This window comes from Rhodoferax sp. TH121 (assembly GCF_002251855.1).
Taxonomy (GTDB): domain Bacteria; phylum Pseudomonadota; class Gammaproteobacteria; order Burkholderiales; family Burkholderiaceae_C; genus Allorhodoferax.
In genome coordinates this window covers 814,493-831,875 of record NZ_NOXW01000022.1, presented here as the reverse complement: position 1 = coordinate 831,875, position 17,383 = coordinate 814,493, and the positions used below count along the sequence as shown (strand labels likewise).

Below are 17,383 nucleotides of genomic sequence, written 5' to 3'. Positions count from 1 at the left end.
CATGACCAATACAACCAGCACCAAGCAGCGCAAAGGCATCATCTTGGCAGGCGGCTCTGGTACACGCCTGTACCCCGCGACCCAGGCCGTGAGCAAACAGCTGCTGCCCATCTACGACAAGCCCATGATTTACTACCCGCTGAGCGTCTTGCTGCTGGCGGGCATCAAGGAGGTGCTGGTGATCAGCACCCCACAGGACACGCCGCGGTTTGAGCAGTTGCTGGGAGATGGTGCCCAATGGGGCATACACATTGAATACGCGGTTCAACCCTCACCGGATGGCCTGGCGCAGGCGTTTTTAATTGGCGAGACGTTTTTGGACGGTGCACCGAGTGCGTTGGTACTGGGTGACAACATTTTTTATGGCCATGACTTTGCCGGACTGCTCGAAAGCGCCACGGCGCAAACAACTGGTGCCACCGTATTTGCCTACGCAGTGAATGACCCCGAGCGCTACGGCGTGGTGGAGTTCAATGCCGAGGGCCGGGCGATCAGCTTGGAAGAGAAGCCCAAAGTACCCAAGTCGCGCTATGCGGTAACTGGTCTGTATTTCTACGACAACCAAGTGGTGGAGTTGGCCAAACAGGTAAAACCTTCGGCGCGCGGCGAGCTGGAAATTACCGACCTGAACCGCCTGTACATGGAGCGCGGCCAACTCGATGTGCAGACCATGGGTCGCGGCTACGCATGGCTGGACACCGGTACCCACGAATCCATGCTTGAAGCCAGCCAATTTATTTACACGATAGAAAACCGCCAGGGTCTTAAGGTGGCGGCACCAGAAGAAATTGCATGGCGCAGTGGCTGGATTGACGATGCACAGCTGCAGAAGCTGGCGCAACCGCTGGCCAAATCGGGTTATGGGCAGTATCTGCTGCGCCTGCTCAAAGACAAGGTATTTTGATGAAGGTCACACCCACCGCCATTGCCGACGTACTGTTAATCGAACCCAAGATTTTCGGGGACGAACGCGGTTTTTTCTTTGAAAGTTTTAACGAACGTGTGTTCCGCGAAGCCACTGGCGTGACCCTGCCTTTTGTGCAGGACAACCACTCCAAATCGGCCCGCGGAGTGCTACGCGGACTGCACTACCAAACCCAACAAGCCCAAGGTAAGCTGGTGCGTGTAGTGGCGGGCGAGGTTTTCGATGTCGCTGTGGACATACGCCGCAACTCACCCACCTATGGTCAATGGGTGGGGGAAATCCTGTCTGGCGACAACAAACGCCAGCTATGGGTCCCGCCGGGACTGGCGCATGGCTTTGTGGTGTTGTCGGAGTCGGCCGAGTTTTTGTACAAAACGACCGACTACTACGCCCCGGCTTACGAGCGTTGTATTGCCTGGGACGACCCGCATCTGGCCATCACATGGCCCGACTTGGGCATGCCGCCGCTGTTGTCTGCCAAGGATGCGGCGGGCATAGCTTTCCACGCTGCCTGACCCGATCACACTGCCTCCGCCAACCCCCAGTCAGGCCACGGTGGGAAATACGCCACGCATAAAGGGGCGAATTTACCTCTCCGTCCCCTTGCAACCGCACGAATACACCTAGCTTCGTATATCCTAGCCGGCTATGGCTGTAGCTGAATCTGTAAACCGCGATACCACCACAGTGGCCCTGCCCGGCATTGGTCGCGCTCTGGTGGCCGCTGGAAAGCTTCCCCAAAAGGCCGCAGAAGACCTCTATCGCAAAGCCGTGGGCGGCAAAAGCAGCTTCATGGCAGAGCTGGTGGGTTCTGGCGCTGTATCCTCTGCCGACTTGGCGCACACCCTGTCGGCAGCCTTTGCCGCCCCGCTGGTGGATCTGGACGCTGTAGATCCTCAACGCTTGCCCAAAGGTCTGCTGGACCCCAAGATTTGCACCGACTTCCGGGTGCTGGTACTGAGCAAACGTGGCAACCGCCTAATCATTGCCACGGCGGATCCATCCGACCAGGCCGCTGCCGAGCGCATCAAGTTCTCGACCCAAATGGGGTTCGACTGGGTCATCGCAGAGTTTGACAAGCTCTCCAAGATGGTGGACGCCAACACCACCACTGCCACCGAGGCGATGGAAGACATCATTGGCGGGGACTTTGAATTTGATGAAAGCGCCACCGAGGTAAGCACAGAAACCACGGCTACAACGGCTGAGGTGGAAGATGCGCCGGTGGTGCGCTTTTTGCACAAGATGTTGATGGATGCCTTCAGCATGCGGGCATCCGATTTGCACTTTGAGCCCTACGAACACCAATACCGGGTAAGGTTCCGGATTGATGGCGAGCTACGCGAAATTGCCAGTCCACCCATTGCAATCAAAGACAAGCTGGCCTCGCGGATCAAGGTGATCTCGCGGATGGATATTTCTGAGAAGCGGGTGCCACAAGATGGCCGCATGAAGCTCAAGGTGGGGGCCGACCGCGTGATCGACTTCCGCGTGAGCACCCTGCCCACCTTGTTCGGCGAAAAAATTGTGATCCGGATTTTGGACCCGAGTAGCGCCAAACTGGGCATTGATGCCTTGGGTTACGAAGCCGAAGAGAAAGAGCGTCTGCTGAAGGCTATCGGGCGACCTTACGGAATGATTTTGGTGACGGGCCCCACGGGCTCGGGAAAAACCGTGTCGCTGTATACCTGCCTGAACCTGCTGAACCAACCAGGCGTCAACATTGCGACAGCCGAGGACCCCTCCGAAATCAACTTGCCCGGCGTGAACCAGGTGAACGTGAATGAAAAGGCAGGATTGACCTTTGCAGCGGCGTTGAAGTCATTTTTGCGTCAAGACCCAGACATCATCATGGTGGGGGAAATTCGGGACCTAGAGACGGCGGACATTTCCATCAAGGCGGCACAAACAGGCCACTTGGTGTTATCTACCCTGCACACTAACGATGCGCCCACCACACTTACGCGCATGCGCAATATGGGCATTCAGCCCTTCAATATTGCATCCAGCGTCATACTGATCACAGCCCAGCGCCTGGCGCGCCGTCTGTGCATGAACTGCAAGCAACCCGCCGAGGTACCGAAAGCCGCGCTGCTGGACGCAGGGTTCAAGGAGTCTGACTTGGACGGCAGTTGGAAACCCTACCGGGCGGTAGGCTGCTCTATGTGTAACAACGGTTACAAAGGGCGTGTTGGTATTTACCAAGTGATGCCCATTAGTGATGAAATTCAGCGCATCATCTTGCGGGACGGCAGTGCCATGGAGATTGCAGCGCAATCCGAGGCCGAAGGCGTGCGCTCACTGCGTCAGGCCGGCCTGCACAAGGTGAAACTCGGGCTGACTTCGTTGGAAGAAGTGCTGGCCGTCACCAACGAATAAAAGGCAACCCAGGGGACCCTATGGCAACAGCAAAGTCTGCGGACAGCAAAGACGCAGTATTCGAGTGGGAAGGCAAAGACCGCAACGGCAAGCAGGTGCGGGGTGAAATACGTGCCGTGGGCGAGAACCAGGTCAAGTCTTCCTTGCGCCGGCAAGGGGTGACGCCCACCAAGATCAAGAAGCGTCGCATGCGGTCGGGCAAGAGCATCAAACCCAAGGATATGGCGATCTTCACGCGCCAGCTGGCCACCATGATGAAAGCAGGGGTGCCCTTGCTTCAGGCATTCGACATTGTGGGCCGCGGCAACCCCAACCCCAGCGTGACCAAGTTGCTAAACGACATCCGTCAGGATGTGGAAACGGGTACATCGCTGAGCACCGCATTTCGCAAGTACCCGCTGTACTTTGACAACCTGTACTGCAACCTCGTGGAGGCGGGCGAATCCGCAGGTATCTTGGACCAGCTGCTGGACCGATTGGCGGTCTACATGGAAAAAACAGAAGCTATCAAGTCAAAAATCAAATCGGCACTGATGTACCCCATTGCCGTGCTGGTTGTAGCTTTTGTGGTGGTTTCTGTGATCATGATTTTCGTGATTCCGTCCTTCAAACAGGTGTTCAGCTCGTTTGGTGGCGAGTTGCCGGCCCCCACATTGATCGTGATCGCCATGAGTGAGTTTTTCATTGATTACTGGTGGCTGATTTTTGGTGGCATCGGTGGCGGCTTGTATTTCTTTATGCAGGCCTGGCAGCGCAATGAAAAAGTGCAGGCTTTTATGGACCGCCTGATGCTCAAGCTGCCAATCTTTGGTGTGATGGTCGACAAAAGTTGTGTAGCGCGCTGGACGCGAACGCTTTCGACCATGTTTGCGGCGGGTGTGCCACTGGTGGAAGCGCTAGATTCCGTGGGCGGCGCCTCTGGCAACATCGTCTACCAGAACGCCACGCAAAAGATCCAGCAGGAGGTCTCTACTGGCACCGCATTGACGACCGCCATGACCAACGCCAATCTGTTTCCCAGCATGGTGCTACAGATGTGCGCGATTGGTGAAGAGTCGGGCTCCATTGACCACATGCTGGGCAAAGCCGCTGACTTTTTTGAAGCCGAAGTGGATGACATGGTGGCGGGTATCTCCAGCCTGATGGAGCCCATCATCATTGTGGTGCTGGGCACTATCATCGGCGGTATCGTAGTGTCCATGTACCTGCCTATCTTCAAGCTGGGACAAGTGGTTTGATGCTGACAGGTCTGCTGTGGCTAGATGCCAGCCTGATGGGACTGCTGGGTCTGTTAGTCGGCAGTTTTCTCAATGTGGTGGTGTACCGCCTGCCGAAGATGATGGAACGGCAATGGGCAGCTGAGTGTGCTGAACTGGCCGGCAAAGAAGTTGATGCTTCAGAGCCATTCAATCTCATGGTGCCGCGCTCACGCTGCCCGCACTGTGGGCACCAGATTCGCTGGTTTGAAAATATTCCGGTCGTGAGTTATGCCGTGCTGGGCGGCAAGTGTGCTGCTTGCAAAGCACCGATTAGCCTGCGCTACCCGGTGGTCGAGTTGGCCACGGGTGCCCTGTTCTTGTGGTCCGGTTGGCAGTGGGGCGCCTCCGCCACCGGACTTGCTTGGTGTGCCTTCTCCGCCTTGCTCTTGGGCATGGCGCTCATTGACTGGGACACCACCCTGCTGCCGGATGACATGACCTTGCCACTGATGTGGCTGGGTCTGGTGGCTGCGGCGCTTCAATGGACTCCAGTTCCCTTCGTGACCGCATTTTGGGGCGCTGTCGCTGGTTATCTGTCCCTGTGGTCCATTTACTGGGTGTTTAAGCTGGTCACGGGCAAAGAAGGTATGGGCTACGGCGACTTCAAACTGTTTGCGGCCTTGGGGGCTTGGTTTGGCTGGCCGATGCTAATTCCCATCATCCTGATTGCATCTGTGATTGGTGGCGTGGTGGGTATTGCCATGAAGTTCACCAGCGGCCTGCGCGAAGGTGGTTACGTGCCCTTTGGCCCCTTTCTGGCAGGGGCTGGTTTCGCAGCCATGCTCCTTGGGCCTCAGACGCTACGCCAACTGGTCGGTATCTGAACACATGCCTGCCGCCTTGCGTTTGGGCCTTACCGGCGGGATCGGCAGCGGCAAGAGCACCGTCGCCGCACTGCTCCAGACTCAAGGCGCACATGTCATTGACGCAGACGCATTGGCACGTGCGACTACAGCGGCAGGTGGGGCCGCTATTCCCGCAATCCAGGAAGCCTTTGGGCCTGGGCTGCTGAATGCGGCGGGAGCGCTGGACCGCGACAAGATGCGCCAGCTGGCTTTTTCAGATGCCAGTACGCGCACGAGGCTGGAGGCCATTGTTCACCCCTTGGTTGGCGCAGCCATTGAACAAGAGGCGCAGGACGCGGAAACCAAGGGCACACATTGCCTCGTCTTTGACATTCCGCTTCTTGTGGAATCAGCGCACTGGCGCCAACGCCTGCACCGGGTTCTGGTCGTGGACTGCAGCAGCGAGACCCAGATCCAGCGTGTGATGCAGCGCAACGGTATGTCACGTAGCGAAGTGCAAAACATCATGGCCGCACAAGCCAAGCGCACACAGCGTCTGCGGGCCGCTGATGCGGTGCTGTTCAACGATGGCATCAGCCTCGATGCATTGGCCCTGCATGTGCAGCAAATTGGACGGCAGTTCGGGCTATGATTCGACGACCGGAAAATACAGCGTGATCCTCTACGAATACCCCTTCAACGAACGCATTCGCACCTATTTGCGACTCGAACACCTGTTTTTGCGCTTGGCGGAATTGATGTCACGTGCGGAACCGTTGGACCACCACTTTGCGCTGGCGACGATTTTTGAAGTGATGGACGTGGGGGCACGCGCTGACTTAAAGTCGGACGTTCTCAAAGATCTGGACAAACAAAAGCAGATCCTCAACGGCTACCGTGGCAACCCTGCAATCGCCGAAACCGTGCTCGACCGAGTGATTGGGCAGTTAGACCACTGCTTTACCTCCTTGAATGGGCTAACCGGCAAAGCAGGCCAAGCCTTGACCGAAAATGACTGGCTCATGAGTATCCGCAGCCGAGTCGGCATTCCAGGCGGCACCTGTGAATTTGACCTGCCCGCCTACTACGCATGGCAACACCGCAACGCAGAGGCTCGCCAGGAAGACTTGCAACGTTGGGCGTCCACGCTGGCCCCCTTGGCAGAGTCCATTCACCTGCTGCTCAAAATGCTGCGTGACTCGGGTGCGCCACAAAAAGTCGTTGCGGTGGGTGGGCAGTTCCAGCAAAACCTGCCCCAGGGAAGAACCTTCCAGCTGCTGCGGCTATCGCTGGACCCAGCCTTGCAAGTGATTCCTGAGATCAGTGGCAATCGCCTGATGGTGTCTATTCGCCTGATGCGCCACGCAGACGACGACCGTCTGCATCCCAGCGGCGAGGATGGGGCATTTGAGCTGACCTTGTGCTCTTGACCGAGCACACACCGTTCTATGCCTGAGTCTTCATCCCAGAAGATCGTCGCCTGCCCCCAATGCGGGGGTGACAGCATCTACGCCCCTAGCAATGCCTACCGCCCATTTTGCAGTGAACGCTGTAAGAACCTGGATTTGGGTGCGTGGGCCAGTGAGTCGTTCCGTGTGCCTACTGAGGCTCCGCCTGACGACCAAGTGTTTGGCGACACCAAACTACAATGAAAATTAAGCCAAAAATGGCTCTAGCCCACTAGTTACCTGCGCTAACAGCTATCGAATATGTAGCACCCTGGTATGCCCGCTCAGCGGCAAACCAGTCCAGCACAGGTACAGTACCCGGTAGTACTGGCATGACTTGGACCGGGAGCTGTTCCCATGAGCAGCTTTGCGCCTCCCGCATCTGCAATTCACCCGACCACTCAAACACCTTGCAGAAATGCAAGCGCACGAGAGCATGCGGGTAGTCGACCAACTCCACCTTCCAGGGCACGGCCGACGCAATGGTGATGCCGATCTCCTCACACAATTCACGTCGCAATGCTTGCTCTACGGTTTCACCTGCTTCAAGTTTACCGCCAGGAAACTCCCAGTACCCGGCATAGGCTTTGCCAGCTGGTCGGGAGGTCAACAAGAAGGCGCCATCTTCGCGCACCAACACCCCCACGGCGACCTCTACGGCCTGGCGATCAGTGCCTCCAACACGGGCAGCTCCCGGGTCCGCAACCAAGGGGATGGTCATGCCTGCTCGCGCCCTGCAAAGTCCTTGGCGAACTGGTAGGCCACCCGGCCGCTACGCGAGCCGCGCTCCAGCGCCCATAACAAGGCATCTGCACGTGCAGTTGCGATACGTGCTTGTGAAACACCCAAAGCAGCCAACCACTGGGCCACGATGGCCAAGTACTCATCTTGGCTAAAAGGATAAAAACTCACCCACAAGCCGAAACGCTCGGACAGAGAAATCTTTTCCTCAACGCCCTCACCCGGATGCACCTCACCGTCGTCGGTGTGTTTGTAGGTCAGGTTCTCGGACATGTACTCGGGCAGCAGGTGGCGGCGGTTGCTGGTCGCGTAGATCAGCACATTGGGCGTCGCAGCCGCCACCGAGCCATCCAGCACCGACTTCAAGGCCTTGTAGCCCGCCTCGCCCTCGTCAAAACTCAGGTCGTCACAGAACACGATGAATTTCTCGGGTCGTTGAGCGACCAGTTCGACGATATCCGTCAGGTCCACCAAGTCGGCCTTGTCCACCTCGATCAGACGCAACCCTTGGGCTGCGTAGGTGTGCAAGCAGGCACGGATCAAGGAGGACTTACCGGTGCCTCGTGCGCCGGTTAGCAGCACGTTGTTGGCAGTGGCACCCCGGACGAACTGGGCCGTATTGCGCTGGATTTTTTCTTTTTGGTCGTCAATTTCCTTCAGGTCGTCCAAGCTCATGGCGCCTACATGATGCACTGGTGTGATCACGCCCTGGCCTGAACGGCGACGGCGGTAGCGAAAGGCGATCGAAGCCTCCCAATCCGGCGGCTCCACGCCATGCGGCAAGGAAGCCTCCACGCGCGCCATAAACAGCTCGGCACGCGCCAAAAAACCGGCCAACTCTCGGGGCAGGGTATCCGTCATAGAGGTTGCGCTCAGGAGCGGTAGTCAGCGTTGATCGTGACGTAATCGTGGCTAAAGTCGCACGTCCACACGGTCTCGGTCGCGGTACCGCGACCCAAGCCCACCCGCACGGTGATTTCGCTTTGCTTCATCACCCGTTGGCCGTCTTCTTCGCGGTAGCTAGGATTGCGCCCGCCACGCGTAGCGACATGCACATCGTCCAGATGCAATTCGATACCTGTCTGGTCCAGATCATCAATACCGGCATACCCTACAGCAGCCAAAATGCGGCCCAAATTTGGGTCGCTGGCGTAGAACGCGGTCTTGACCAGCGGTGAGTGTGCAATTGCATAGGCCACTTTGCGGCACTCTTGCGCAGTGCGCCCACCCTCCACCTGCACGGTGATGAACTTGGTAGCGCCCTCACCATCCCGTACGATGGCCTGGGCTAGTTGGCGTGCCACACCCAGCATGGCTGCCTTGAGCGCCAATCCATCTGCCGACTGCAGCGAAGTAATTTCAGCGTTACCCGCCTTGTTGCTGGCAATCACGACCAAAGAGTCGTTGGTGGACGTGTCACCGTCCACGGTAATGCGGTTGAAAGAACCCTCCGCCAATTCCTGCGACAGTTGGTGCATCACGGCCTGGCTCACGCAAGCATCGGTGGCAATAAAACCCAGCATGGTTGCCATATTGGGGCGAATCATGCCCGCGCCCTTGCTGATGCCACTAATGCTGACTTCGCGTCCACCCACGGTGACTTTGGCACTGCAGGCCTTGGGCTGCGTGTCAGTAGTCATGATGCCCTCTGCTGCCTTCAGCCAGTGGTCCAGACGCGCATCGGCAATGGCTGCGTCCAAGCCAGCTTCGATGCGATCAATCGGCAGGGGCTCCATGATTACACCCGTGGAAAATGGCAATACTTGCTGGGGCGCAATTCCCAGCTTGGCGGCCAAGGCCACGCAGCTGCGTTGCGCACGGGCCAGCCCATCCGCACCCGTACCCGCATTCGCATTGCCCGTATTGATCAGCAGGGCACGCATGGACTGACCAGACGCCAAATGCTCGCGGCACAGCTGGACGGGGGCGGCGCAAAACCGGTTGGAAGTGAAAACCCCCGACACGCTAGCGCCTTCGTCCAACAGCACGACGGTCAAGTCTTTGCGGCCTAGCTTGCGCACACCGGCTTCAGTCACCCCAATGCGCACGCCGGGGATGGGGGTTAGCAATGCCGCTTCGGGCAATGGAAGGTTCACAGGCATGGAAGCACTCTCAGGTCAATTGGCCGTGGCAGTGTTTGTACTTCTTGCCGCTACCACAAGGGCAAGTCTCGTTGCGGCCCACGCGAGGCACATCATTGACACTGGGCTTCACGGTAGCCGTATCCACCGTGGTTTGCACCTCACCAGTCTCAGTGGGGGCGCTGTACGTCACATTCGAAATGCTTTCGCCGCGCGCCTCCATGGCATCTGCAGCCTGCTCCAGTTGTTCATTGGACTGAATCTTGACCGTCATCAACACCTTGGTGACGTCGTTCTTGACCGAATCCAGCAACTGGCCAAACAGCTCAAACGCTTCACGCTTGTACTCTTGTTTGGGTTGCTTCTGGGCATAGCCTCGCAGGTGAATGCCTTGGCGCAGATAGTCCAGCGCGCTCAGGTGGTCACGCCAATGGCTGTCAATGCTTTGCAGCAACACCATGCGTTCAAACTGTGTGAAGTTTTCAGCGCCGACCAAATCCACTTTGGCCTGGAAAGCCGCATTGGCAGCTTGCACCACGGTGCTGGCGACTTCTTCGTCGGTAATGGAACTCGCTTCCGACACCTGCTTTTGCAAGTCCAGGCTGATTTGCCAATCATCGGCAAGTGCTTTTTGCAAACCAGGAACATCCCACTGCTCTTCCACAGACTCTGCGGGCACGTACTGGCGCACCAAATCCTCAAATGCCCCCTCGCGTAGCGAACCAATCTGGGCGCCCAAGTCCTGCGCGTCCAGAATCGCATTGCGCTGCTGGTAAATCACCTTGCGCTGGTCGTTGGATACATCGTCGTACTCCAACAATTGCTTGCGCATGTCAAAGTTGCGTGCCTCCACCTTGCGCTGGGCGCTTTCAATGCTGCGCGTGACAATGCCAGCCTCAATGGCCTCGCCATCAGGCATCTTCAGGCGATCCATGATCGACTTCACGCGATCGCCCGCGAAGATACGCATCAGCGAGTCGTCTAGACTCAGGTAGAAACGCGAAGAACCAGGGTCACCCTGGCGGCCTGAGCGGCCACGCAGCTGGTTGTCGATACGGCGTGACTCATGGCGCTCGGTGGCAATGATGCGCAAACCTCCCAGAGCCTTGATTGCTTCATGGTCCTGCATCCACTGCGCACGCAAGGCCTTGATTTTTTCGTCCTTGACCGTGGCATCCAAGGCCTCATCGGACTCAACTTCTTGCAAGGCTTTCTCTATATTGCCGCCCAACACAATGTCGGTGCCTCGGCCCGCCATGTTGGTCGCAATGGTGATCATCTTCGCGCGACCAGCCTGGGCCACAATGTCCGCTTCACGTGCGTGCTGCTTGGCATTGAGTACCTGGTGCGGCAGCTTTTCCTTCTCCAGCAGCTGCGCAATAATTTCGGAGTTTTCAATCGAGGTGGTGCCGACCAGCACGGGCTGGCCACGTTCGTAACATTCGCGAATGTCCTTGATCGCAGCTTCGTACTTTTCACGCGTGGTTTTGTAGACGCGATCCAACTGGTCCTCCCGCAGACTCTTGCGGTTGGGCGGAATCACCACGGTCTCCAAACCGTAGATTTCCTGGAATTCGTAAGCTTCGGTATCCGCCGTACCCGTCATACCAGCGAGCTTGCCGTACAAGCGGAAGTAGTTCTGGAAGGTAATGGAGGCCAGCGTTTGGTTTTCTGCCTGGATCTGCACGCCCTCTTTGGCTTCCACAGCCTGGTGAAGGCCATCGCTCCAGCGGCGACCGGTCATCAGTCGGCCGGTGAATTCGTCCACGATCACAATTTCACCTTGTTGCACGACGTAGTGCTGGTCGCGGTGGTAGAGGTGATTGGCCCGCAGCGCCGCGTACAGGTGATGCATCAGCGTGATATTGGCCGGATCGTACAGCGACGAACCCGCAGGAATCAGGCCCAACTCTGCAAAGATCTGTTCGGCTGATTCGTGGCCCTGCTCGGTCAAGAAAACCTGATGGCTTTTTTCATCCAACGTAAAGTCACCAGGCTTGGTCACGCCTTCACCGGTGCGGGGATCTGCTTCGCCCTCTTGCTTTACCAGCTTCGGGATCGCCTTGTTGATGGCAATGTAGAGGTCCGTGTGATCCTCAGCTTGGCCGCTGATGATGAGCGGCGTGCGTGCCTCGTCAATCAAGATGGAGTCCACCTCATCCACGATGGCGTAGTTCAGGCCACGCTGAACACGGTCTGCCACCTCGTAGACCATGTTGTCGCGCAGGTAATCAAAACCGTATTCATTATTGGTGCCGTAGGTGATGTCGGCACGGTAGGCAGCTTGTTTGTCCTCACGGGGCGCTTGAGGCAGATTGATGCCCACTGTCAAACCCAGGAAGTTGTACAAGCGTCCCATCCACTTGGCATCGCGGCTGGCCAAGTAGTCATTCACTGTCACAACGTGCACCCCCTTGCCACTCAGGGCATTGAGGTAGACCGGCAGCGTCGCAGTCAGGGTTTTGCCTTCACCCGTACGCATTTCAGAGATTTTGCCGTTGTGCAGCGACATACCGCCCAACAATTGCACATCGAAATGCCGCATCTTCATGACACGCTTGGAACCCTCGCGTACCACGGCAAATGCCTCAGGCAGGATGGCGTCCAGTGTCTCACCCTTGGAAATGCGGTCCTTGAACTCCTGCGTCTTCGCGCGCAGACCATCGTCAGTCAACTGCTCGAACTGCGGCTCCAGCGAATTGATCCGCGCGACCACGGAACGGTATTGCTTGAGCAAGCGGTCATTGCGACTGCCAAAGATTTTGGTAAGGATATTGATGGCCATGCATGCAAGACTGGCCTGCCCCCACCATGGGTGGCAGATCAGCGCAGTCCTTTTTCTCGTCTGGGTGAAATGGGGGCATTCAGATGGAAGACAAGCGCGTGTGCGCCCGCACCACCACAAATACCAAATCGCCGATTTTAGCGTTGCGTATCGGCCGCTTTGGATTGCGCTGTTTGGGCAGCCGGAAGATTGCGCCCGGCATTCAAAAACTTCTGCGGATCCTGTGGCACACCCTGCACCAGCACCTCGAAATGCAGGTGCGGCCCGGTGGATCGCCCGGAAGTTCCCACTTCGGCAATCTTCTGGCCACGTTTGATCAAATCACCCTTTTTGACCAACACCTTGGAGGCATGTGCATAACGGGTAATAAGGTTGTTGCCATGGTCCACCTCAATCATATTGCCGTATTGAAAGTGGAATTCCTGGGTCACCACCATACCGCCAGCCGCGGAGTAGATCGGGGTGCCGGTCTCCGCAGGGAAATCAAGGCCGGTGTGCAGCGCAGAACGCCCCGTAATCGGATCAATGCGCCAGCCAAACACAGAGCCCAGGTTGGCATCAGGTACTGGCGTCTGGGTCGGCACCATCATCTTCTTGATTTTTTGCTCGAACAGACGGGACTCGATTTGTGCCATGGCTTCAGACCGTTGGCTCGCCATCACATCCAGCGCTTCAAGCCCCGCATCCAGCTCCTGCAAGGTCAGAGGTCGACCCTCTACCAAAAGCCCGCCTTGCCCCGGCTTCACCTTGATATCGGCCGGGTTGATTCCCGCCAAACCAGAAACGCGCTCGCCCAAAGACTCCAACTGGAGCAACTTGGCTTGCATCTCACCCAACTTTTTGGCCAGTACTTCAATGTTTTCGCGCAGATAACGGTCACGCTGGGCAAATTCGTCTTTAACCACCAGGCGCACCAAAGATCCAATAACAGGCCAGCCTTCGCGTGCGCCTTTTAGAAACACCCAGTGGTACAGGCCAGCTGAAACGAGCATCAGCGCCATGGACAGCGCGAACAGCGACAGCAAGAGTTTGGCCCCGCTCAAATGGAAAGCTCGGCTCTTGGCCATCCAGGCATCCGTGATAATCACTTGCATATTCCAACACCCTCTTCATGCAACCCTTGATCCGCAATCACCGAGCCGTATCTGCTTTGCAAGCAAGCCGGGAATCGCCTGCCTTGGCCCGACTCAGTGACTTGGCAACAGAATCTTCTGCGCGGCTCAAAAGCTTGGAAAGCCTGATTCCACGTACCTTGCGTATGGCAATTCAGGCCGGCCCTATTGATGGGAGCGAGTGGTGCCTGCTACTGGACAACAATGCTGTGGCAGCCAAATTGCGCCAACTGCTTCCCGCCATGCAAGCGCACTTGCGCTCCAAAGGCTGGGAGGTTAACTCAATTCGCTTAAAGGTCCAAGTGTCGCCGCCAAGCAAAAATAAGCTATGACGGGAGGGTGAAATGGTGCCGCTTGTCGGATTCGAACTGACGACCTACCGCTTACAAGGCGGTTGCTCTACCAACTGAGCTAAAGCGGCACGGGCCGAATTCTACATCAAGCACGACGCCCGATTGGACATAAAGCCGTCTATTTCACACGCGTCAGAGCGGGCCGACCGCCGCCAGGGGGACGCGGAGTGTCGGGACCGGCATCTTCTGAGCTAGGCACAGGCGCCAACACCGCAGGCTTGGCCTCCGGCACGGGGGGCTTGGGCGCAGCACCTTCTGGGACTGCAGTCACTGGAAAAGCCATACCCTGCCCATTTTCCCGCGCATAAATGGCAAGCACGCGGTGCACCGGCACCAGAATGTCTCGCGCCACACCCCCAAAACGCCCTTTGAACTCAATGAATTCATTGCCCAGCTGTAAGGCACTGGTCGCATCGAAACTGACGTTCAACACGATTTCCCCATCCTTGACGTACTCATGTGGCACGCGGACCGAATCGTCCACCTGCACTGCAATAAAAGGCGTGAAGCCATTGTCCGTACACCATTCGTACAAAGCACGAATGAGGTACGGACGTGTGGACTGGGCGTTGTCAGCATCCATCATGGCAACTCCAAGCAGCTTATTTACGCATCACCTTTTCAGACGGCGTCAACGCCTCAATGTAGGCCGGGCGCGAGAAGATGCGCTCTGCGTACTTGAGCAAGGGGGCCGCATTCTTGCTGAGGTCAATGCCGTAGTAGTCCAAGCGCCAGAGCAGCGGCGCAATGGCGACGTCCAGCATGGAAAAATTTTCACCCAGCATGTACTTGTTCTTGAGGAACACGGGGGCCAGCTGAGTCAGGCGGTCACGGATATGTGCGCGGGCCTTGTCCAATGCCTTCTCGTTACCCTTGGAGGCGCGGGCTTCCAGGGTGGACACGTGCACGAACAGCTCTTTCTCGAAATTCAGCAAAAACAGGCGCACACGGGCGCGATCCACGGGATCACCGGGCATCAGCTGGGGATGAGGGAAACGCTCATCAATATATTCATTGATGATGTTCGACTCGTACAGGATCAGGTCACGCTCGACCAAGATGGGAACTTGGCCGTAGGGGTTCATCACGCTGATGTCTTCGGGCTTGTTGTACAAGTCCACATCGCGGATTTCGAAGTCCATGCCTTTCTCGAACAACACAAAACGGCAACGGTGAGAAAAGGGGCAGGTTGTTCCTGAATACAGCACCATCATGGCAAGAGACTCCTAAAAAATGAAAAAGAGTGGGTCGCCTCGGCTGACCCACTCTGACACCATCAGCCTAGGCCTAACAGGCCCATGCGACAGCGCGCGACTTTACTTGACGTCTTTCCAGAACGCCGCATTCAGGCGCCAGGCAAACAGCGTCAGCACCGACAAGAACAGCAAGACCCAGACACCCACCCGAACACGGGTGTTTTGTGCGGGCTCTCCCATCCACTGCATGTAATTGACCAGATCACCAATCGCTTGGTCGTACTGGGCAGGGGTCATAGTACCGGGCGTGATTTGCTTCCAGCCCTTGAAAACATGCACCTCGTGCCCATGCTCTTCCACCGTGTCATACACGGGGACGCGCTTGCCCTGCAGTTCCCACAGCACATGAGGCATGCCAACACTGGGGAACACCAAGTTGTTCCAGCCGGTCGCCTTGGTGTCATCAGGGTAGTAGGTGCGCAAGTAGGTGTACAGATAGTCTGCACCCGAACCACCCGCACCTGCGCGCGAGCGTGCAATCACGGTCAAATCGGGTGGGTTGGCACCAAACCAGTCTTTGGCTTGCTTGGGGTCAATGGCCGCCTTCATGGTTTCACCGACCTTTTCAGTCGTGAAGAGCAAGTTGTCCTTGATTTGCTGATCGGTCAAACCAATGTCTTTGAGACGATTGAAACGCATGAACGCTGCAGAGTGGCAGTTCAGGCAGTAATTCACAAACAGCTTGGCGCCATTTTGCAGGGAGACCAAATCGTTGGTCTTGACGGGCGCCTTGTCCAAAGGGATGCCACCACCGGCTGCATGGGCACCGGCAACAAAGCCCACAGCTGCCACAAAGGTAATCAGAAGTTTTTTCATGTCAGTCAGTCTCCGGCGCTCAGTGGGCCGCAAAGGTCACACGGGCAGGCACTTCCTTGGATTTACCCAATGTGCTCCACCAAGGCATCAGCAAGAAGAAACCGAAGTAAAACAAGGTACCCACTTGCGACACACGCTCACCAAGAGGAGATGGAGGCTGCACGCCGAGGTAGGCAAGAATCACGAAATTGATCACAAAGATGCCATAGAGGTACTTGTGCCAATCAGGACGGTAACGAATGGACTTGACGGGGCTGTAGTCCAGCCAAGGCAGGAAGAACAGGATCACCACAGCGCCCCCCATGACCACCACACCCCAGAACTTGGCGTCGATGGAAAGCATGAGCACCGTTGCCACGACAGCGGCACCAGCCAACACGCCCTTGAAGATCGCGGGCATCTTGAACTTAAAGATACTGAAAGCAGCCGCAGCCAGCACGCAGGCGATAAGCGCATACATCATCTCGCTGGTGATGGCACGCAGCATGGAGTAGAAGGGCGTGAAGTACCAAACCGGAGCGATGTGTGCAGGAGTTTTCAGCGGGTCAGCCGGGATGAAGTTGTTGTACTCCAGGAAGTAGCCACCAAACTCGGGCGCGAAGAAGATGATGGCGGTAAACACAATCAGGAAGACGCTGACACCAAAGATGTCGTGCACGGTGTAATACGGATGGAAAGGCACACCGTCCAAGGGATGGCCAGCCGCATCGCGGGGCGCGTTGGGGCCCTTGATTTCGATACCGTCGGGGTTGTTGGAACCCACATCGTGCAGCGCCAGCAAGTGCGCCACCACCAGGCCCAACAGGACCAGGGGCACAGCGATCACGTGGAAGCTGAAGAAGCGGTTCAGGGTGGCATCACCCACGACGAAGTCGCCGCGGATCAGCAAGGCCAAATCGGGCCCAACCAAAGGCACAGCAGCAAACAGGTTCACGATCACCTGGGCACCCCAGTAGGACATCTGCCCCCAAGGCAGCAGGTAACCCATGAAGGCTTCAGCCATCAGGCACAGGAAAATAGCGCAGCCAAAGATCCAGACCAGTTCGCGCGGCTTGCGGTAGCTGCCGTAGATGAGGCCACGGAACATGTGCAGGTAAACCACCACGAAGAAGGCAGAAGCACCTGTGGAGTGCATGTAGCGGATCAACCAGCCCCATGGCACGTCGCGCATGATGTATTCCACCGAGCCAAACGCCAGGGCAGCATCGGGCTTGTAGTGCATGACCAGGAAGATGCCGGTGACGATCTGGATCACAAGCACCAACAGGGCCAGCGAGCCAAAGATGTACCAGAAGTTGAAGTTTTTCGGAGCGTAGTACTCCGACATGTGCACCTTGTAGGCGTCAAACGCCGTGGGGAAACGGTTTTCGAACCAGTTCGTCACCTTTTCGCCAGCGGAGGCGTTGGGGGAGATTTCCTTGAAAGTCGCCATGTTGTTCTTCC

Annotated in this window: 18 protein-coding genes and 1 tRNA gene; 9 read left to right on the top strand and 10 right to left on the bottom strand. The window is 57.1% G+C overall.

From position 1 onward, the window contains the following. Position 1 precedes the first annotated feature (1 nt). The 8 genes from rfbA (at position 2) to CHU94_RS18265 (ending at position 7,000) form a co-directional block, all read left to right on the top strand. A complete protein-coding gene (gene rfbA / locus CHU94_RS18300; protein ID WP_094482498.1) occupies positions 2-904 on the top strand; it encodes a glucose-1-phosphate thymidylyltransferase RfbA in 903 nt (300 codons plus the stop codon). After that, positions 904-1,440 carry a dTDP-4-dehydrorhamnose 3,5-epimerase gene (gene rfbC / locus CHU94_RS18295; protein ID WP_094482496.1) on the top strand — a complete coding sequence of 179 codons (537 nt, stop codon included), beginning with the start codon at positions 904-906 and terminating at the stop codon, positions 1,438-1,440. Before rfbA ends, rfbC begins: the two co-directional genes overlap by 1 nt. 133 nt (positions 1,441-1,573) lie before the next feature. Then, the gene (gene pilB / locus CHU94_RS18290) at positions 1,574-3,304 is read left to right on the top strand and encodes a type IV-A pilus assembly ATPase PilB (protein WP_094482494.1); all 1,731 of its coding nucleotides are present in this window, start codon (positions 1,574-1,576) and stop codon (positions 3,302-3,304) included. Positions 3,305-3,324: 20 nt separating this feature from the next. After that, positions 3,325-4,542 (top strand): type II secretion system F family protein, encoded by a 1,218-nt coding sequence (locus tag CHU94_RS18285; protein WP_094482492.1) that lies wholly within the window; start codon positions 3,325-3,327, stop codon positions 4,540-4,542. Further along, positions 4,542-5,387, top strand: coding sequence for an A24 family peptidase (locus tag CHU94_RS18280; protein ID WP_176452084.1), 846 nt, complete (start codon positions 4,542-4,544; stop codon positions 5,385-5,387). The genes CHU94_RS18285 and CHU94_RS18280 overlap by 1 nt, the downstream gene beginning before the upstream one ends. A gap of 4 nt (positions 5,388-5,391) precedes the next feature. Beyond that, positions 5,392-6,000: a dephospho-CoA kinase gene (coaE, locus tag CHU94_RS18275; RefSeq protein WP_094482490.1), complete on the top strand. Its 609-nt coding sequence runs from the start codon at positions 5,392-5,394 to the stop codon at positions 5,998-6,000. 22 nt (positions 6,001-6,022) lie between these two features. Continuing rightward, positions 6,023-6,778, top strand: a complete 756-nt coding sequence (gene zapD, locus CHU94_RS18270) for a cell division protein ZapD (protein ID WP_094482487.1) — start codon at positions 6,023-6,025, stop codon at positions 6,776-6,778. Positions 6,779-6,796: 18 nt separating this feature from the next. Beyond that, entirely contained in the window at positions 6,797-7,000 is a 204-nt protein-coding gene (locus tag CHU94_RS18265) for a DNA gyrase inhibitor YacG (RefSeq protein WP_094482485.1), read from the top strand. A gap of 28 nt (positions 7,001-7,028) precedes the next feature. Here CHU94_RS18265 and CHU94_RS18260 read toward each other — a convergent pair whose 3' ends face one another. The 5 genes from CHU94_RS18260 to CHU94_RS18240 form a co-directional block, all read right to left on the bottom strand. After that, positions 7,029-7,517, bottom strand: a complete 489-nt coding sequence (locus tag CHU94_RS18260) for an NUDIX domain-containing protein (RefSeq protein ID WP_094482483.1) — start codon at positions 7,515-7,517, stop codon at positions 7,029-7,031. Further along, positions 7,514-8,398, bottom strand: a complete 885-nt coding sequence (locus tag CHU94_RS18255; protein ID WP_094482481.1) for an ATP-binding protein — start codon at positions 8,396-8,398, stop codon at positions 7,514-7,516. The genes CHU94_RS18260 and CHU94_RS18255 overlap by 4 nt, the downstream gene beginning before the upstream one ends. A gap of 11 nt (positions 8,399-8,409) precedes the next feature. Beyond that, on the bottom strand, positions 8,410-9,639 hold the full coding sequence (argJ, locus tag CHU94_RS18250) for a bifunctional glutamate N-acetyltransferase/amino-acid acetyltransferase ArgJ (protein ID WP_094482479.1): 1,230 nt from the start codon (positions 9,637-9,639) through the stop codon (positions 8,410-8,412). A gap of 10 nt (positions 9,640-9,649) precedes the next feature. Then, on the bottom strand, positions 9,650-12,403 hold the full coding sequence (gene secA / locus CHU94_RS18245; protein WP_094482477.1) for a preprotein translocase subunit SecA: 2,754 nt from the start codon (positions 12,401-12,403) through the stop codon (positions 9,650-9,652). A gap of 137 nt (positions 12,404-12,540) precedes the next feature. After that, a complete protein-coding gene (locus CHU94_RS18240; RefSeq protein WP_094482475.1) occupies positions 12,541-13,497 on the bottom strand; it encodes a M23 family metallopeptidase in 957 nt (318 codons plus the stop codon). Positions 13,498-13,523: 26 nt separating this feature from the next. On the opposite strand from CHU94_RS18240, the gene CHU94_RS18235 reads away from it, so the two are divergent. After that, positions 13,524-13,847 carry a hypothetical protein gene (locus CHU94_RS18235; protein ID WP_094482896.1) on the top strand — a complete coding sequence of 108 codons (324 nt, stop codon included), beginning with the start codon at positions 13,524-13,526 and terminating at the stop codon, positions 13,845-13,847. A 13-nt stretch (positions 13,848-13,860) separates the two neighbouring features. Here CHU94_RS18235 and CHU94_RS18230 read toward each other — a convergent pair. The 5 genes from CHU94_RS18230 to CHU94_RS18210 all read right to left on the bottom strand — a co-directional run bounded on the left by CHU94_RS18230 (position 13,861) and on the right by CHU94_RS18210 (position 17,372). Next, positions 13,861-13,936 (bottom strand) — tRNA-Thr (locus CHU94_RS18230). Positions 13,937-13,986: 50 nt separating this feature from the next. Next, positions 13,987-14,451: a ClpXP protease specificity-enhancing factor gene (locus CHU94_RS18225; protein ID WP_176452101.1), complete on the bottom strand. Its 465-nt coding sequence runs from the start codon at positions 14,449-14,451 to the stop codon at positions 13,987-13,989. Positions 14,452-14,470: 19 nt separating this feature from the next. Beyond that, complete coding sequence (locus CHU94_RS18220) at positions 14,471-15,082, bottom strand: glutathione S-transferase N-terminal domain-containing protein (RefSeq protein ID WP_094482471.1); 612 nt, start codon at positions 15,080-15,082, stop codon at positions 14,471-14,473. 102 nt (positions 15,083-15,184) lie between these two features. Continuing rightward, a complete protein-coding gene (locus CHU94_RS18215) occupies positions 15,185-15,940 on the bottom strand; it encodes a cytochrome c1 (RefSeq protein WP_094482469.1) in 756 nt (251 codons plus the stop codon). Positions 15,941-15,959: 19 nt separating this feature from the next. Next, on the bottom strand, positions 15,960-17,372 hold the full coding sequence (locus CHU94_RS18210) for a cytochrome bc complex cytochrome b subunit (protein ID WP_094482467.1): 1,413 nt from the start codon (positions 17,370-17,372) through the stop codon (positions 15,960-15,962). Between the last annotated feature and the right edge of the window lie 11 nt (positions 17,373-17,383).

What these genes read in the sequence shown, in the direction of transcription:
- rfbA (WP_094482498.1), top strand. Translation starts at nt 2, where the DNA reads ATGACCAATACAACCAGCACCAAGCAGCGCAAAGGCATCATCTTGGCA.
- rfbC (WP_094482496.1), top strand. Translation starts at nt 904, where the DNA reads ATGAAGGTCACACCCACCGCCATTGCCGACGTACTGTTAATCGAACCC.
- pilB (WP_094482494.1), top strand. Translation starts at nt 1,574, where the DNA reads ATGGCTGTAGCTGAATCTGTAAACCGCGATACCACCACAGTGGCCCTG.
- CHU94_RS18285 (WP_094482492.1), top strand. Translation starts at nt 3,325, where the DNA reads ATGGCAACAGCAAAGTCTGCGGACAGCAAAGACGCAGTATTCGAGTGG.
- CHU94_RS18280 (WP_176452084.1), top strand. Translation starts at nt 4,542, where the DNA reads ATGCTGACAGGTCTGCTGTGGCTAGATGCCAGCCTGATGGGACTGCTG.
- coaE (WP_094482490.1), top strand. Translation starts at nt 5,392, where the DNA reads ATGCCTGCCGCCTTGCGTTTGGGCCTTACCGGCGGGATCGGCAGCGGC.
- CHU94_RS18265 (WP_094482485.1), top strand. Translation starts at nt 6,797, where the DNA reads ATGCCTGAGTCTTCATCCCAGAAGATCGTCGCCTGCCCCCAATGCGGG.
- CHU94_RS18260 (WP_094482483.1), bottom strand. Translation starts at nt 7,517, where the DNA reads ATGACCATCCCCTTGGTTGCGGACCCGGGAGCTGCCCGTGTTGGAGGC.
- CHU94_RS18255 (WP_094482481.1), bottom strand. Translation starts at nt 8,398, where the DNA reads ATGACGGATACCCTGCCCCGAGAGTTGGCCGGTTTTTTGGCGCGTGCC.
- argJ (WP_094482479.1), bottom strand. Translation starts at nt 9,639, where the DNA reads ATGCCTGTGAACCTTCCATTGCCCGAAGCGGCATTGCTAACCCCCATC.
- secA (WP_094482477.1), bottom strand. Translation starts at nt 12,403, where the DNA reads ATGGCCATCAATATCCTTACCAAAATCTTTGGCAGTCGCAATGACCGC.
- CHU94_RS18240 (WP_094482475.1), bottom strand. Translation starts at nt 13,497, where the DNA reads ATGCAAGTGATTATCACGGATGCCTGGATGGCCAAGAGCCGAGCTTTC.
- CHU94_RS18225 (WP_176452101.1), bottom strand. Translation starts at nt 14,451, where the DNA reads ATGGATGCTGACAACGCCCAGTCCACACGTCCGTACCTCATTCGTGCT.
- CHU94_RS18220 (WP_094482471.1), bottom strand. Translation starts at nt 15,082, where the DNA reads ATGATGGTGCTGTATTCAGGAACAACCTGCCCCTTTTCTCACCGTTGC.
- CHU94_RS18215 (WP_094482469.1), bottom strand. Translation starts at nt 15,940, where the DNA reads ATGAAAAAACTTCTGATTACCTTTGTGGCAGCTGTGGGCTTTGTTGCC.
- CHU94_RS18210 (WP_094482467.1), bottom strand. Translation starts at nt 17,372, where the DNA reads ATGGCGACTTTCAAGGAAATCTCCCCCAACGCCTCCGCTGGCGAAAAG.